At 53.5% G+C, this 13,851-nt stretch carries 11 protein-coding genes; 5 read left to right on the top strand and 6 right to left on the bottom strand.

What is annotated here, in order from left to right:
- Positions 1–171: 171 nt before the first annotated feature.
- Both chpT and BM258_RS14225 read right to left on the bottom strand, forming a co-directional pair.
- Positions 172–882 (bottom strand): histidine phosphotransferase ChpT, encoded by a 711-nt coding sequence (gene chpT, locus BM258_RS14230; RefSeq protein ID WP_090073511.1) that lies wholly within the window; start codon positions 880–882, stop codon positions 172–174.
- Between the two features lie 255 nt (positions 883–1,137).
- The gene (locus BM258_RS14225) at positions 1,138–1,608 is read right to left on the bottom strand and encodes a YHS domain-containing (seleno)protein (RefSeq protein ID WP_090073364.1); all 471 of its coding nucleotides are present in this window, start codon (positions 1,606–1,608) and stop codon (positions 1,138–1,140) included.
- 310 nt (positions 1,609–1,918) lie between these two features.
- Here BM258_RS14225 and BM258_RS14220 point away from each other — a divergent pair, with 310 nt between their 5' ends.
- The 3 genes from BM258_RS14220 to BM258_RS14210 all read left to right on the top strand — a co-directional run bounded on the left by BM258_RS14220 (position 1,919) and on the right by BM258_RS14210 (position 6,203).
- Positions 1,919–2,524 carry a DUF1134 domain-containing protein gene (locus tag BM258_RS14220; RefSeq protein WP_090073363.1) on the top strand — a complete coding sequence of 202 codons (606 nt, stop codon included), beginning with the start codon at positions 1,919–1,921 and terminating at the stop codon, positions 2,522–2,524.
- A 296-nt stretch (positions 2,525–2,820) separates the two neighbouring features.
- Entirely contained in the window at positions 2,821–4,239 is a 1,419-nt protein-coding gene (locus BM258_RS14215) for a coiled-coil domain-containing protein (RefSeq protein WP_090073361.1), read from the top strand.
- 140 nt (positions 4,240–4,379) lie between these two features.
- Complete coding sequence (locus BM258_RS14210) at positions 4,380–6,203, top strand: ABC-F family ATP-binding cassette domain-containing protein (protein WP_090073509.1); 1,824 nt, start codon at positions 4,380–4,382, stop codon at positions 6,201–6,203.
- 52 nt (positions 6,204–6,255) lie between these two features.
- Here the strand turns inward: BM258_RS14210 and BM258_RS14205 are convergent, their stop codons facing one another.
- Positions 6,256–6,498 (bottom strand): hypothetical protein, encoded by a 243-nt coding sequence (locus BM258_RS14205; RefSeq protein WP_090073359.1) that lies wholly within the window; start codon positions 6,496–6,498, stop codon positions 6,256–6,258.
- Between the two features lie 134 nt (positions 6,499–6,632).
- Between BM258_RS14205 and BM258_RS14200 the strand changes: the two genes are divergently transcribed.
- Positions 6,633–7,541, top strand: coding sequence for a DMT family transporter (locus BM258_RS14200; RefSeq protein WP_090073358.1), 909 nt, complete (start codon positions 6,633–6,635; stop codon positions 7,539–7,541).
- A gap of 152 nt (positions 7,542–7,693) precedes the next feature.
- Positions 7,694–9,280 (top strand): peptide chain release factor 3, encoded by a 1,587-nt coding sequence (locus BM258_RS14195; protein WP_090073357.1) that lies wholly within the window; start codon positions 7,694–7,696, stop codon positions 9,278–9,280.
- 100 nt (positions 9,281–9,380) lie between these two features.
- Here BM258_RS14195 and BM258_RS14190 read toward each other — a convergent pair whose 3' ends face one another.
- The 3 genes from BM258_RS14190 to ilvD form a co-directional block, all read right to left on the bottom strand.
- On the bottom strand, positions 9,381–10,727 hold the full coding sequence (locus tag BM258_RS14190; RefSeq protein WP_090073355.1) for a peptidoglycan-binding domain-containing protein: 1,347 nt from the start codon (positions 10,725–10,727) through the stop codon (positions 9,381–9,383).
- Positions 10,728–10,752: 25 nt separating this feature from the next.
- Positions 10,753–11,766, bottom strand: coding sequence for a hypothetical protein (locus BM258_RS14185; protein ID WP_090073353.1), 1,014 nt, complete (start codon positions 11,764–11,766; stop codon positions 10,753–10,755).
- 146 nt (positions 11,767–11,912) lie between these two features.
- Entirely contained in the window at positions 11,913–13,769 is a 1,857-nt protein-coding gene (ilvD, locus tag BM258_RS14180) for a dihydroxy-acid dehydratase (RefSeq protein ID WP_090073351.1), read from the bottom strand.
- Positions 13,770–13,851: the final 82 nt, after the last annotated feature.

Raw genomic sequence — 13,851 nt, 5'->3', positions numbered from 1 at the left:
AAAGCACACAAACATTCAAACTTGATGCAATTCTCGGGGCATCTGTTTATAAAAGTTTCGCGACTTTGGTATGAATGACTATACTTGATTAATGTAGAATAAATTCAATAGTCTGGATACAGTTCTGTCCAGAATATTATCCGTTTACGATAAGTAACTCTACGGATCACCTCAAGCTTCGGAAGGCTCCTCGCTCGGGATCGCCTGACCGATCATTTCATCGGCACTTGGAATGTGAACCGGCTTGGCCTGAATGGTGATGGTGTCATCAACCCAATCAAACGCGAGGTCCATTTTGGCTTCCCGCGCAAGCAGGCCGGTATAATAAGGCTGGATTGAGTTGGCAGTGAATCCCTGTTCGTCAGCCGGACGACCGCGCAGCAGCCGATCAAGGCTTGCCGGGATGCGGGCATTCTTGCCTTCGGAAACCAGTTTGAAGGTCGGATATTTGGGATCGCCCTCATGAGATACCTTGATGGTCCCCCCGCGAGGAATGGTTGAAATGCTGATCATGATCAGGTTGAGCAGCAGCTTGACCAGATTTTTCGGCATCAATACGCGGGTGCCTTCCCACTCTATTTCAGCCTTCTCGGAGTTCATATAGCCACGCGCAACACTTTCTGCATCCCCGGTATCGATCTCCGCCCCGGCAGAGCCTGCTGCACCGAATGCGAGGCGTGCGAACTGAAGTTTGGCAGATGCCGTGCTGGCGCTCTTGGTAATAAGCTCCATGGCGAAGGTCTGCATCTCCTCGCCATTATCTTCTTCAAGAACTTCCAGACCGTTGATGACGGCCCCGACAGGACTGATGATATCGTGACAAACACGGCTGCAAAGCAGCGCGGCCAAATCCATCGAAGACAGTGTATCAATACCAGACATTGCACCCTCTAAAAGCAGCGGCATAGCTTTGGGCTCGGTTCAACACCAGCTCTGGTTCCTGATACTCAACGGACCCCAAAGGTTAGCAGATTTATTAGAATACGAATCAACCTTTCGCACAATTGGAAGCATTACCTTTTAGCCCCCCCGCTGCCAAGGCCAGAAGCCGCACAATCGACCTGTTTCACAGACGCTTGCGCATTTTCACGCAGCCAGCAACGCAGATTGAAAAGATTAGACACGCTTTTACACAATTCAGCGCGACAAGGTGCCCTCGATCGCGGGCCATTCGCCATCGGCACGTTCCACATGCAGGTCAACCGCCTCAGCCCAGGCCGCACGCGCAGTATAGGAATAGAAAAGAAACAGCCGGTTCCTGTAAATCGCCCAGACATTGGGGTTGCTGTCCGATGCATAGCCCCGGGCCATCGCCAACGCACCGTGCCCGCCATATTGAGGCGCGTAAACATCCGGGTTCTGCATGAATACGGCTTTGTTGGCTCTGGTAGAGAAGATCCACGAGACCCCGTTCCAGACATATTCATGCTCTCTAAGGCCTAAGACGGCCGAATGCTCCGTGAAATAGGCAACCGGGTCATACCCGTAGATGGCATAGCCCGAACGGGAATCAGTCACAATCCTGCGTGACTGCGCTGACGCCTCTGCAGTCGAACTCATGCCCGTTGCTGAAAAGACAAGAGCAAGCAGAATAAGGAGAAGACGCATACAGAGAAATCCTTGTCGACCAACCATGGAGCGCCCGCATCGTATTACTCGTTTCTGAAGCAATGCATCCGCCTTTTTATCACAAAAAAGGGGCAACAGTGGATGAGATGCAATGGCAATCACTTTTTTGCTCTTATTTCGAGTTAAAATCAGATTGTGAGTCTTTCCGTTAAATAAAAGTGTCATCCAACGATCAATGTAAACAAAAGCTTTTCATTTTCACTTGCAAGTGAGGCCACTCCTGTAAAAAATGGCAAGCAGAATGAAGGATGATCGGTGGAAAAGCTGCCACAGCATTACAAGGATATTCATGATGGCAAATCTGGCCTGGTCAAACGAACTGAGAAACAAAGGCAAGGAATTGCTTTTGCTTGCGTTCACCATCGCGGCCCTGACGGTCTTCGCATCAACAGCACGCGCACAGACAAACCAGCATTACACGACGAACGAAATCGTGGCCACTGGCCACAAATTCTTTGGAACTGTCACCGGCGGCCTGGCATCTGCGGTTGAAAAAGCCGTCTCGAAATATGGCCTGCCAAACGGCTACATTCTTGGCCAGGAAGGTAGCGGAGCTTTCGTTGCCGGCGCACGTTATGGCGAAGGCGATCTCTACACCAAGAATATGGGTACACACAAAGTCTTCTGGCAGGGGCCTTCGATCGGCTGGGATTTTGGCGGTGATGGCAACCGCACCATGATGCTGGTCTATCATCTACCCAGCGTTGACTATCTCTATCGCCGCTGGGTCGGGGTCAATGGCTCAGCATATCTGGTTGGCGGCTTCGGTGTTACCGTTCTGAGCCTTGACCAGCAATATTACATTGTTCCCATTCGCTCCGGCGTAGGCGCAAGGCTGGGCGTGAATATCGGCTATTTGAAATTCACACGCAAAGCCACCTGGAACCCGTTTTGATTGTGATTGCATAGACACTGTATAGACACTGCTCTTTCCAACCGGCATTTCCGGTCAGAAAGCGCAGTGTCACGCTATTTTTTAATTCCGCTAAGCAAGATTGGCTGCTATCTAGGCGATAACAGCCTTTCTTTTCATGAAAGGCAGATTGTCTGCCTATATGAGATTATGTTTGAATGTCGAGGTTTCGGCTGCACACCGTTTGGCCGGTCTGTATCTGGAAAGCTGACAAGACCATCTGATGGGCGCATAGATTTCAAGTTTGCCAAGGCACGCCAGCAAGGAAGAAAAACACCGTGATCGCAATCATCATGTACATATTGCTCGGGGTATTTGTCACTCTGCTGCTGATGCTGCTTGTGGTTCCGATGATCTGGCGCCGGGCCGTCCGCTTGACCCAAAAAAGGCTCGTGGCGGAAATTCCCATAAGCTACAACGAGCTTCAGGCCGAGAAGGACCATATCCGCGCCGAGATGGCCGTCGACATGCGCCGACTAGAGGTCATATCCAACCGCCGGCAAGATGAACTGACCAATCAGACCATCAAGATCGACCGCCTCAACGCCACTCTCGAGAAGCGCGATACCACCATCGAGCAGCATGAAGAGGAAATCGAAAGCCTCAAGAGCACGCTGGCCGATCAAAAGGCAGAAACCGACCAGATCTCTGACCTACTGCAGGACACGAAAGCCCTGCTGGCTGAAGCCCGACAGGCGATCGCAAATCTGGAAACGGACAAGGTCGACCTCAATAAGGAAATCTACTATCTGGAAACCAATGTCGACGAACAAAAGGTCGAGTTGGCCGCCCAGATGGCCCGCATAGAAAATCTCAGGGACGAGATTTCAAGCCTCTCCAGCCAGCTGACATCACAGACCAATGAGCGCAGCAAGACAGAATCCCTGCTTGGGCAGCGCACCAATGAGCTGGACCGCACCAAGGAACGCCTCGCGGCTCTGCAGGACAAAGTCGATGGCTTGCAAGCCGACCTTGCCGACAGAGACAGCAAAATCGACACGCTGTCCATTCAGCTTGATCGCGCCAGTCAGCAAACGTCAGAAAGAGGCAGCGACAGCGACACCCTTCTGGCAGAAGCAGAAACCCGTCGTCTGGAGGCAGAAGCCAAGATCGCCAATCTGGCCATGCAGCTGGAAACCCAACAGAAACTGCAAGACGGAGAAAATCTGTCTAACGTCATCAATGGCCTCGAAAAGGAAAAGCAGGTGCTACAGGACGAACTGGATAAAGCGCTCGCCAACAACGAGGATCTTGCAACACGTCTTGATGCTCTCGAAAAACAGCTCCAAGACAACAAGGGAGAGGAAATACCCAGTGGCCCTCTCACCACGCGTGAGCAGATACTTCGTGACGAAATCAAACAGATCGCAAGCCGCCTGTCCGAGTTCACCACTCCCAAGGCAGACGCCAACGATGACAGTGAAGATACCGCCTCGGTAAAGGCCGAAGCGATCAAGGCAACAGTGATCCGGGCATCCCAGATCAGCGAAAGGGTCGAGAGAACGGCAGCCAACCTGCAGAATGCGTCTGAGGCGTCAAATTCTGAAGCCTCAAACACCGACGACGACAGCTCCGACGAAAATTCGGATGATGCGTCTGACCAACGCCCGGACCCCAAAAGCGCAAAACAGGACCCGTGGTCGCAAGTTTTCTCTCTTGCTGATCAGGTGCGGGAGCTGGAAAAAAGCTCCAACTAGCACCTCATTGACCGGATGAAAGGCAAGCGCGCAATCCACCGCAGGCCTTGCCAACAGCTCCGGCTTTGTTTAAAGCCAAGGACGAGCAATCGCTTGGCTATTCCTGCAAGCTTTCCAACCCATTTTCGGACAGACTTTTCATGGCACCACCGCTCCTTCACCTTCAGGATATTCATCTGGCAATTGGCGGACAGGCTCTTCTGGCTGGCGCCGAACTGGCCGTGCATGAAGGGGATTCCATCGCGTTGGTCGGCCGGAACGGGTCTGGCAAATCCACGCTTCTGAAAATCGCAGCAGCTATAGTCGAACCCGATGGAGGGGACCGCTTCTTCCAGCCGGGCACCACATTGCGCTACCTGCCGCAGGAGCCGGATCTTACCGCCTTTGATACGGTGCTGGATTATGTCGAGGAAGGCCTCGCCCCCGGCGACGCCCACTATCGGGCGCAATATCTGCTCGAAGAGCTGGGCCTTACTGGCAAGGAAAACCCAAGTGACATCTCCGGCGGCGAAGCCCGCAGGGCCGCTATCGCCCGTGTTCTGGCACCGGAACCTGATATCCTGCTGCTGGATGAGCCAACGAACCATCTCGATCTACCCGCCATCGAATGGCTGGAAAGCGAACTCAAGCTGATCCGCTCGGCCAAGGTGATCATCAGCCATGACCGTCGCTTCCTGGAGAATCTGACACGCAACGTGGTCTGGATCGATCGCGGCACCGCACGCAGGTCCAACCGAGGCTTCGCGAATTTCGAAGCCTGGCGCGATGAAGTTTTCGAGCAAGAGCAGATTGAAGAGCAAAAGCTCAAGCAGAAGATTCTGGCCGAAGAGGACTGGATTCGCTATGGCGTCACAGCCCGACGCAAACGCAACGTGCGCCGCCTTGGCGAGCTGGGTGCCCTGCGCGAGAAGAAGCAGCATATGGCCCAGAACCGCCCGCAGGGCGATGTGAAGATGAGCGCGACAGAAGGGGAAAATTCCGGCAAGTCGGTCATCAAGGCCAGAAATATTTCCAAGAGCTTTGACGGGCGCACCATCGTCAAGGATTTCTCCATGGAAATCCTGCGCGGTGATCGCATTGGCATTGTCGGCCCCAACGGCGCAGGCAAATCGACCCTCATCAACCTGCTCACCGATGGCCTTGTGCCTGATAGCGGCTCGGTCAAGCTGGGTACGAACCTGCAGATGGTGACCCTCGACCAGAAGCGCGAAAGCCTCAATCCCGATTGGACGCTGAAGGAAGCCCTCACCACCCATGACGGTGACATGGTACAGGTGGGCGACAGCTCCCGCCACGTGGTCGGCTATATGAAGGACTTCCTCTTCCGCCCTGAACAGGCCCGAAGCCCGATATCAGTGCTTTCCGGCGGCGAACGCGGTCGGCTGATGCTGGCCCGCGCCCTTGCCAAGCCGTCCAACTTCCTTGTCTTGGACGAACCGACCAACGACCTCGATCTGGAGACGCTTGATCTGTTGCAGGAAGTCATCGACGACTATTCAGGCACAGTGCTGCTCGTCAGTCATGATCGTGATTTCCTTGACCGTCTGTGTACCACCACCCTCTATGCGGAAGGCGATGGCCGCTGGACCGAATATGCTGGTGGCTACACCGACATGATTGCCCAGCGTGGCTCGGGCGTCACCGCACGCAAAGCCGCCAAGAAGGAAAAGGCATCAAAAGCCCAATCCACCTCCACGGAGGAGACATCGGCGCCCAGACAGCAAAAGGGCCTCACCTTCAAGGACAAGCATCTGCTCGAGACGCTGCCGGCCAAGATGGACGATATTCAAGGCAAAATCGATCGCCTGCGCGCCCGTCTGGAAGACCCCGACCTGTTCAGCAAGGATCCCGAGACCTTCAACAAGGCCGCCAAGGCACTGGAAGCGCAGGAAGAACTGCTGGCAAAAGCCGAAGAAAAATGGCTGGAGCTGGAAATCCTGCAGGAAGAACTGGGAGAAAGCTGATCTGGCTGAGCCCGGTTACAAACAGAGACCATCTGCGCCCATCTGCCTTGCATCATTCTTCCAGCTTGTGGCTATCAGCTGCGGTCAGCTCAAGCCCGTAGGCTTTGCGTAAGGTCTCGATGAAGTCCAGCGTCTCTGGACTGAAGGGCGCCTTGCCTTCAAAACTATGCAGCACAATCCCCTCGATCAGGTCTCCCAGACCGATTTCCAGATGCGCCGCCAGAGCCTTCATCACCTTCAGGACATTCTTTTCCAGACGAACGCCAGTCTGTACTCGCTCAATTTTTTTCGCCACGGCCGCGCCTCTCTCCCATCATTCTGATTCGCATTCAAGATGCCACTCTCTCACCACCTGTGACAACAAGGCACTTTACTTATCTTTATTTTGGTACCATGGTACCATTTTACTAAGAATACGGGTAGAGTGTCATGACCAGCAATCAAAAAGCCGTCCTCCTCGCTTTGTGTTCAACTGCCCTGATGACGGCAACAGCAAGCTTGGCGAAGCTGGCCGCGCATGACTATCACGTGCTCCAGATCCTGTTCTTCCGACAGATCGTCATTCTTCTTTCAACCCTGCCGCTCCTCGTCAAAGATTTCCCAAACGCGCTCAAGACCAGCCATCCGGGGCTTCACTCCTTACGCCTTTCCGGCGCTTTCGCTGCCTTATCTCTTGGCATTCTGGCTGTGAGCGGTCTGCCATTGACCACCGCAACCACCCTTGGCTTTGCCAATATCTTCTTTGTTTCTTTGCTCGCGCACCAGTTTCTTGGCGAAAGGCTTGGCCCATTCCGTCTGGTCGCCATTGTTTCAGGGTTTATCGGCGTCTTTATCGCCATCAAACCGACGCCAGAAAGCTTTCTGGACGGCTTCAGCCTGATTGCCCTTGCAGCTGCCTTTGGCGCCTCTCTGGCAGCGCTTTCGGTAAGAAAGCTGTCCCAGACCGAATCCACCACCACCCTGCTCTCCTATCAGGCTCTTTTCATTGGCCTTTTATCGGGCATTCCCATGATCTGGCTCTGGCGGCAACCAGACCTGACAGACCTCATCCTTCTTCTGGGTATGGGGTGCTTATCGGCAGCGGGCAACTGGATCGGCATTCGAGCATTGCGACTTGGTGAAGCGGGGCTGGTCAAGAGCGTCGACTATATCTCGCTGATCTATGCCGCCCTGTTCGGCTATTTCATTTTCGGCGAATATCCCGATAGCAGCACTCTTTTGGGGGCAGGTATCATCATTCTGGCGGCCTTTGCCATCGTGCAGCAACGCCCTATCGAGAAGCTGCTTTTCGCAGCCAACCGCAAAATGCGACGCACTGATCGCTGCTATAAAGGTTGACTGCTTTTTCTATGGAAATTTTCCCTTGTATCCCCTATGGTCCGGCCCAAATCGGATCCCTTGTTTATGGTAGATCGCGCCTGCCCTGATGCATACGCGCTGAGCACCGAATAAAAAGCAGCCAGAGCACTGGCCAGAAAGACAAGATATCAATGCCATCATCTCATGAAACCCGCCGCACCTTCGCGATCATCTCGCACCCTGATGCCGGTAAGACCACTCTTACTGAAAAGCTTCTCTATTTTGGCGGCGCCATCCGCATGGCCGGTCAGGTCAAGGCGCGTGGCGAGAAACGTCGCGCCAAATCGGACTGGATGAAGATCGAGCAGGAGCGCGGCATCTCGGTCACTTCATCGGTGATGACCTTCGAGCATAAGGATCTGATCTTCAACCTGCTCGACACCCCGGGCCATGAAGACTTTTCCGAAGATACCTACCGCACGCTGACCGCCGTCGACAGCGCCATCATGGTCATCGATGCCTCCAAGGGTATCGAGGCCCAGACGCTGAAACTATTCGAGGTTTGTCGCCTGCGCGACATTCCCATCATTACGCTGGTCAACAAATGCGACCGTGAGGCCAAAGACCCGTTCGAGCTGATGGATGAAATTCAGGAGACGCTCGCCTTGGATGTCTCCCCCATGGTTCTGCCCATCGGCTCCGGCTCCACCTTCCATGGTTGCTATAACGTGACCAATGGCGACTATTACACCGCCAAGACCAAAGGGGATGCCTTCGACACGATCGTTGAAACCTCCGGCATCGATGATGCCAAGCTCGATGATCTGGTCGACAGCCAGTTGCTGGAAGAAAGCCGTGAGATGATCGAATTGGCGTCTGTTGGCTATTCCGATTTCGATCTGGAAAGCTATCGCGAGGGCCATCTCTCGCCGGTCATCTTCGGTTCGGCGCTGAAAGATTTTGGACCAACCGCCCTGCTTGATCTCATCGCGGATATCGCGCCCATGCCACGCCCGTCCCCGACAACCGAACGCACGGTCTCACCAGAAGAGAAAAAGGTTTCCGGCTTCGTCTTCAAAGTGCAGGCCAATATGGATTCCCACCATCGCGACCGCGTGGCCTTCATGCGTATCTGCTCGGGCGACTTCAAACGCGGCATGAAGCTACGTCAGGTCCGCACCGGCAAGGACATCATGGTGCACAGCCCCATCATGTTCTTCGCACAGGATCGCGAGATCGCGCAGGAAGCCGGCCCCGGCGACGTGATCGGCATTCCCAACCATGGCACCATTCGCGTTGGCGATACCTTCACGGAAGGCGAGCAAATGCAGTTCACCGGCCTACCCGCTTTTGCGCCGGAAGTGTTGCGCCGTGTGCGCCTGCCCGATGGCACCAAGGTTAAACAGCTGCGTCGTGCCCTTGAAGACTTGGCTGAAGAGGGCCTCACACAGGTCTTCAAGCCAAACATCGGCTCCAACTGGATCATCGGTCTGGTGGGTATCTTGCAGCTCGACGTTCTCAAATCCCGCGCCAAAGCCGAATATGGCGTCGAAATCGACTTCGAACCCATTACCTACAATATGGCGGTTTGGGTCAAATGCGATGACGAGGCCAAGATGAAAACCTTCCTGTCGGCCAACGTCAACAATATCGTGCATGACCGCGAAGGCAGCCCGGTCTTTCTGGCAAAAAGCCAGTGGGAAATCGACTTCACCAAGGAGCGGCATCCGGACATCACCTTCATGAAGACACGCGAACTGGTGCAGGCTGAAGCCTGAGCCAGACAATCCGCGCATAGCAACAAAGCAAAGAAAAACCCGGGGCTCAGCCAGCTCCGGGTTTTCTTTTGAATATTGCGACGGCTCAAAGCCTGATCAATCAGAACTTCAAAGCACTATTGACCTTGTCGATATTTTTTTGTCCAAATCTGGCAACTTCATTGTCCAAGTAACTGCCATCAAACAGAATGACTCTCACCCGATACTGCTCGCCGTCGTGATTAACATTGAGCTTGTAGAAGCTGTGGCAAACCTCGAGAGATTTCTCAAGCCATTCATTTACCGACTTCTCTTGTTGACGAAGCTGGTCCAAAGCATTCACGAAGCCATCAATATTGTTCAGATCACTCATATAGGCTGCGCACTCAGCACTGTTGCTTAGAATATGATGGGGAGCAGCAGCTATTTCTGGATAGGCTTCAGCGATTTTTGCATCAATGACAGACTGGTCAACATCAACCTTCAATAGGGTCGTTCTGTCCATTAGGTAAACAGGAACATCAGCCTGCTCCAATCCGCGTGCGATACGTATGGTTTCAGTCACGCCTGTTTTCTGAGCAGAGCAGGTAATGAATTCTTCCTGCCCAGCGCAATTCTGATATCCATTTTCTTCCAGTTTACTCAAACCGCTCTTGAAGGATTCGCCCAATTCAATTCCAAGAATAGATGGTTGTCCTGAAGCAAAACTCAGATCGGTATTGGCAGTACTGACGGCAGCCCCATCATCAAGCGCAGCCTCGTTCATGTTTGAGACAGCAGGCATGCCAGTCACAGCAGCCGCAGTTCCAGTTCCCGCCGCTGCGCCAGCCATCGGCTTTCCAAAGGAAGCCGCCGGCGTACCAAAACTTGGCATCGCATTGTCAAACTGCCCCCCAGAGGGCGTACCAATCTGCATCTGATTGACATTGCCGCCACCGATGTCAGGGAAAGCGGGACCATTGAGTGTACCGCCATTGTTCATACCGTTATTGATAGATGGGAAAGCGGGACCGGCGGCCCCAGGGATGGCAGGAGCCTGCATGCCCATGCCACCATTCATCCCCATAGCCTGCCCCTCGGACAGTTGATAAAGCAAGGCGGTCTGCTCATTGGATAGTTTACCCGTAGGCGGCAAACCATTGTCTCGCTGAAAAGCGGAAATCGCGGCCTTTGACCTACGCCCCAAGACCCCATCAGGCGTGCCGGCATCATAGCCTAGCTCGTTCAATCGGCGTTGCAAATCCCGGTTATTTTCCCGTTGCGTAGGGTCGATCCTAGACCGTGAGGACGTGCCCTTATGGCTGCGATTACTCTTTGCCCTTGCCTTATTGGCACCTCCGGCAATAAGACCAACAGCACCACCAACAAGCGCACCAGCAAAAAAGTCACCACTCCCCGCATAGACAGGTGCGGTCATTTGTGTACTTCCGAGTGTGTAGGCAATGGCAAGCACCATAAGTTTCTTCATAAAACGCTCCTATCAAAACTCTTGGTTAGCGCTGCTGCTGGAAAGTCAGAAGCCACTGGGCTGTTTCAACATCCCCTTTGGCAGCAAACTCGGAAACCATCGTTTCCAGATGAGGATGGCTCCGCGCCAACGCTGAAACCAACTGTACGCAAGCATTAGGAAATGCCCTGAAGTAAATTCGACTATGAGGATCTGGCTGCGCTCTCAAGTTCTCTGCGCGAAATGATTGACGCATATCCATCAAGTAACGAAGATAGTCAAAGCTTGGAGCAAACTTTTGCGCAGAATGTGAGATGAACGAACACATGAGTTCGTCCCGCCGACTAAGCTGTAGCTCACTCATGCCAAACCGGTTATAAACACCCTGATGCTGTTCATCTACGTTACCCAGAGAAATGGTTAGCATATCCATGAAATGGAATGAGGTCACGGCCCCTGTATCAAGAGGCAGCACGACCCGATTCAAACCAGAATCCTGCATCAGGCTAGGGTCATAGAGTTCATCACCAAAGACCATTCCCATAGCAGTAAGCTGGTTGATATTGGCAAGGCTGTAATAATTCGTCCCCAATCGGTTTATAATTAGGAACGGCGCCGGAATCGCGTCCGCGAACACAGCATTGAGATTGAGACCACGCTCCGCATAGAATTGAAATTTGTCGACCGATTGTCCTCGAGCGAGCAGATTCACCATGTAGCAGGGCTTCTCGTATTTATTGCTTCCGGAAGACTTGCAAAGAAACTGCCGATTGAGATCAATCGTCTTAAGTGCGTTCAGATAGTGATAGACCTGCGGCAGAACCTCAACATCACTTTCATCATGTGCGACTGCAATGCGAAAATAGATTTGCGATGTATCCAGGTCCTCTTGCTTCAGATATCCCTGCCGCAAATAGAAGTTTGCCTGCGTAAAATTCTTCGTTTTCACGAAATTCACAAATGCTGCCAAATGTTGAGAAGACGCATTCGCCGTAAAAGACAGGCAGAACAATCCTACAAAAACAAGCAAGCCAAAACTAAAACGTTGAGGTCGATGCATTCGAACACTCCGGACCAATAAATAAAAGGAAAGAACTAAAACCCATTTATACCAAGAAATATGAAGAAAGCACCAAAAAAAATCCGGAAGCATTGCTTCCGGATTTCGGGATTGATTAGATCAACAAATATAGAAGTTATTGATGACTAATCATCAAAGCGTCTTAATCCTGTCAGGTCCCGCACGGCGCCTTTGTCAGCAGATGTTGCCATCAGGGCATAGGCCTGAAGGGAGCGGGAAACAATGCGTTCACGCTTTTCAGCCGGTTGCCAGGCATCAGCCCCCTTGGCATCCATGGCCGCACGGCGCTCAGCCAGAACGGCATCGGAAACAGCGACATTCATCGAACGGTTCGGGATATCGATCTCGATGGCATCCCCTTCTTCGATGAGGCCAATGGCGCCACCGGCGGCAGCTTCCGGAGACGCATGACCGATGGAAAGCCCCGAGGTACCGCCCGAGAAACGACCATCGGTGATCAACGCACATTCCTTGCCCAGCCCCATGGATTTGAGGTAGGAGGTCGGATAGAGCATTTCCTGCATGCCCGGACCACCGCGTGGCCCTTCATAGCGAATGATGACCACGTCACCAGACTGGATCTTGCCACCGATGATGCCTTTCACAGCAGCTTCCTGACTTTCGAAGATGCGAGCCGGACCGGAGAATTTGAGGATACTTTCATCCACGCCGGCGGTTTTCACGATGCAGCCATCCAGCGCGATATTGCCAAACAGCACCGCAAGACCACCATCCTGACTATAGGCGTGCTCCTTGGCGCGGATGCAGCCTTCTGCGCGGTCCTTATCCAGTTCCTTGTAACGACTTGCCTGAGAGAAAGCCTCGGTGGTGCGCACCCCACCCGGAGCGGCTTTGTAGAGATTTTCCACCTCTGCGCTCGGCGCGCCCATGATATCATAGGTATCGATCGCTTCCCCGAGGGTCTTGCAATGCACGGTGCCGCAATCACGATGGATAAGACCGGCACGATCCAGCTCGGCCAAAATACCGAAGATGCCACCGGCGCGGTTGCAATCCTCAACATGATATTTCTGGGTCATCGGTGCCAGTTTGCAAACGTTTGGAACGATGCGCGACAAGCGGTCGATATCACCCATGGTGAAGTCCACTTCGCCTTCCTGCGCAATTGCCAGCAGATGCAGCACCGTGTTGGTGGAGCCGCCCATGGCGATATCAAGCGTCATGGCATTCTCGAACGCTTTGAAGTTGGCGATGTTACGCGGCAGAACGCTTTCGTCTTCTTCTTTGTAATAGCGTTTGCACAGTTCCACCGCCTTGCGGCCTGCTGCAAGGAACAGCTCTTTGCGATCAGCATGGGTTGCCACGATGGTCCCGTTGCCCGGCAAGGCAAAGCCCAGAGATTCAGCCAGACAGTTCATGGAGTTGGCCGTAAACATGCCCGAGCAAGAGCCACAAGTCGGGCAGGCGAATTCTTCCACTTTCTGCACCTGCTCATCGGAGACCTGAGGGTCAGCGCCCATGATCATGGCATCGATGAGGTCGAGCTTGTGATCGACGCCTTCCGCCTTGCCAGCTTCCATAGGGCCACCAGAGACAAAGACAGCCGGAATATTGAGGCGCATGGCCGCCATCATCATGCCCGGGGTGATCTTGTCGCAGTTGGAAATACAAACCATGGCGTCAACGCAATGGGCATTGACCATATATTCGACGCTGTCTGCGATGATCTCGCGAGAGGGCAGCGAATAGAGCATGCCGTCATGGCCCATAGCGATGCCATCATCCACAGCAATGGTGTTCATTTCCTTGGCGATGCCACCGGCAGCCTCGATCTCGCGTGCCACCATCTGCCCCAGATCCTTCAGATGAACATGCCCCGGCACGAACTGGGTGAAGGAGTTGACCACCGCGATGATCGGCTTGCCAAAATCTCCATTTTCAACGCCGGTCGCACGCCAAAGCGCGCGGGCACCAGCCATATTGCGGCCATGGGTCGAAGTCTTGGAACGATAGTCAGGCATTATAAAGTCCTTCAGAGGAAAGGGTGACACTCGTCAGTCAAGCGAGAGTTGTCAGAATGTGCAGATCCTTGCGTCGCGCGAT

This window comes from Cohaesibacter marisflavi (assembly GCF_900115225.1).
Classification (GTDB): Bacteria; Pseudomonadota; Alphaproteobacteria; order Rhizobiales; family Cohaesibacteraceae; genus Cohaesibacter; species Cohaesibacter marisflavi.
This window is presented reverse-complemented; position numbering and strand designations above follow the sequence as displayed.

Excerpts from the sequence above, each read along its gene's own strand:
- ilvD (WP_090073351.1), bottom strand. The coding sequence starts at position 13,769 with ATGCCTGACTATCGTTCCAAGACTTCGACCCATGGCCGCAATATGGCT.
- BM258_RS14190 (WP_090073355.1), bottom strand. The coding sequence starts at position 10,727 with ATGAAGAAACTTATGGTGCTTGCCATTGCCTACACACTCGGAAGTACA.
- BM258_RS14185 (WP_090073353.1), bottom strand. The coding sequence starts at position 11,766 with ATGCATCGACCTCAACGTTTTAGTTTTGGCTTGCTTGTTTTTGTAGGA.
- BM258_RS14200 (WP_090073358.1), top strand. The coding sequence starts at position 6,633 with ATGACCAGCAATCAAAAAGCCGTCCTCCTCGCTTTGTGTTCAACTGCC.
- BM258_RS14225 (WP_090073364.1), bottom strand. The coding sequence starts at position 1,608 with ATGCGTCTTCTCCTTATTCTGCTTGCTCTTGTCTTTTCAGCAACGGGC.
- BM258_RS14210 (WP_090073509.1), top strand. The coding sequence starts at position 4,380 with ATGGCACCACCGCTCCTTCACCTTCAGGATATTCATCTGGCAATTGGC.
- BM258_RS14195 (WP_090073357.1), top strand. The coding sequence starts at position 7,694 with ATGCCATCATCTCATGAAACCCGCCGCACCTTCGCGATCATCTCGCAC.
- chpT (WP_090073511.1), bottom strand. The coding sequence starts at position 882 with ATGTCTGGTATTGATACACTGTCTTCGATGGATTTGGCCGCGCTGCTT.
- BM258_RS14220 (WP_090073363.1), top strand. The coding sequence starts at position 1,919 with ATGATGGCAAATCTGGCCTGGTCAAACGAACTGAGAAACAAAGGCAAG.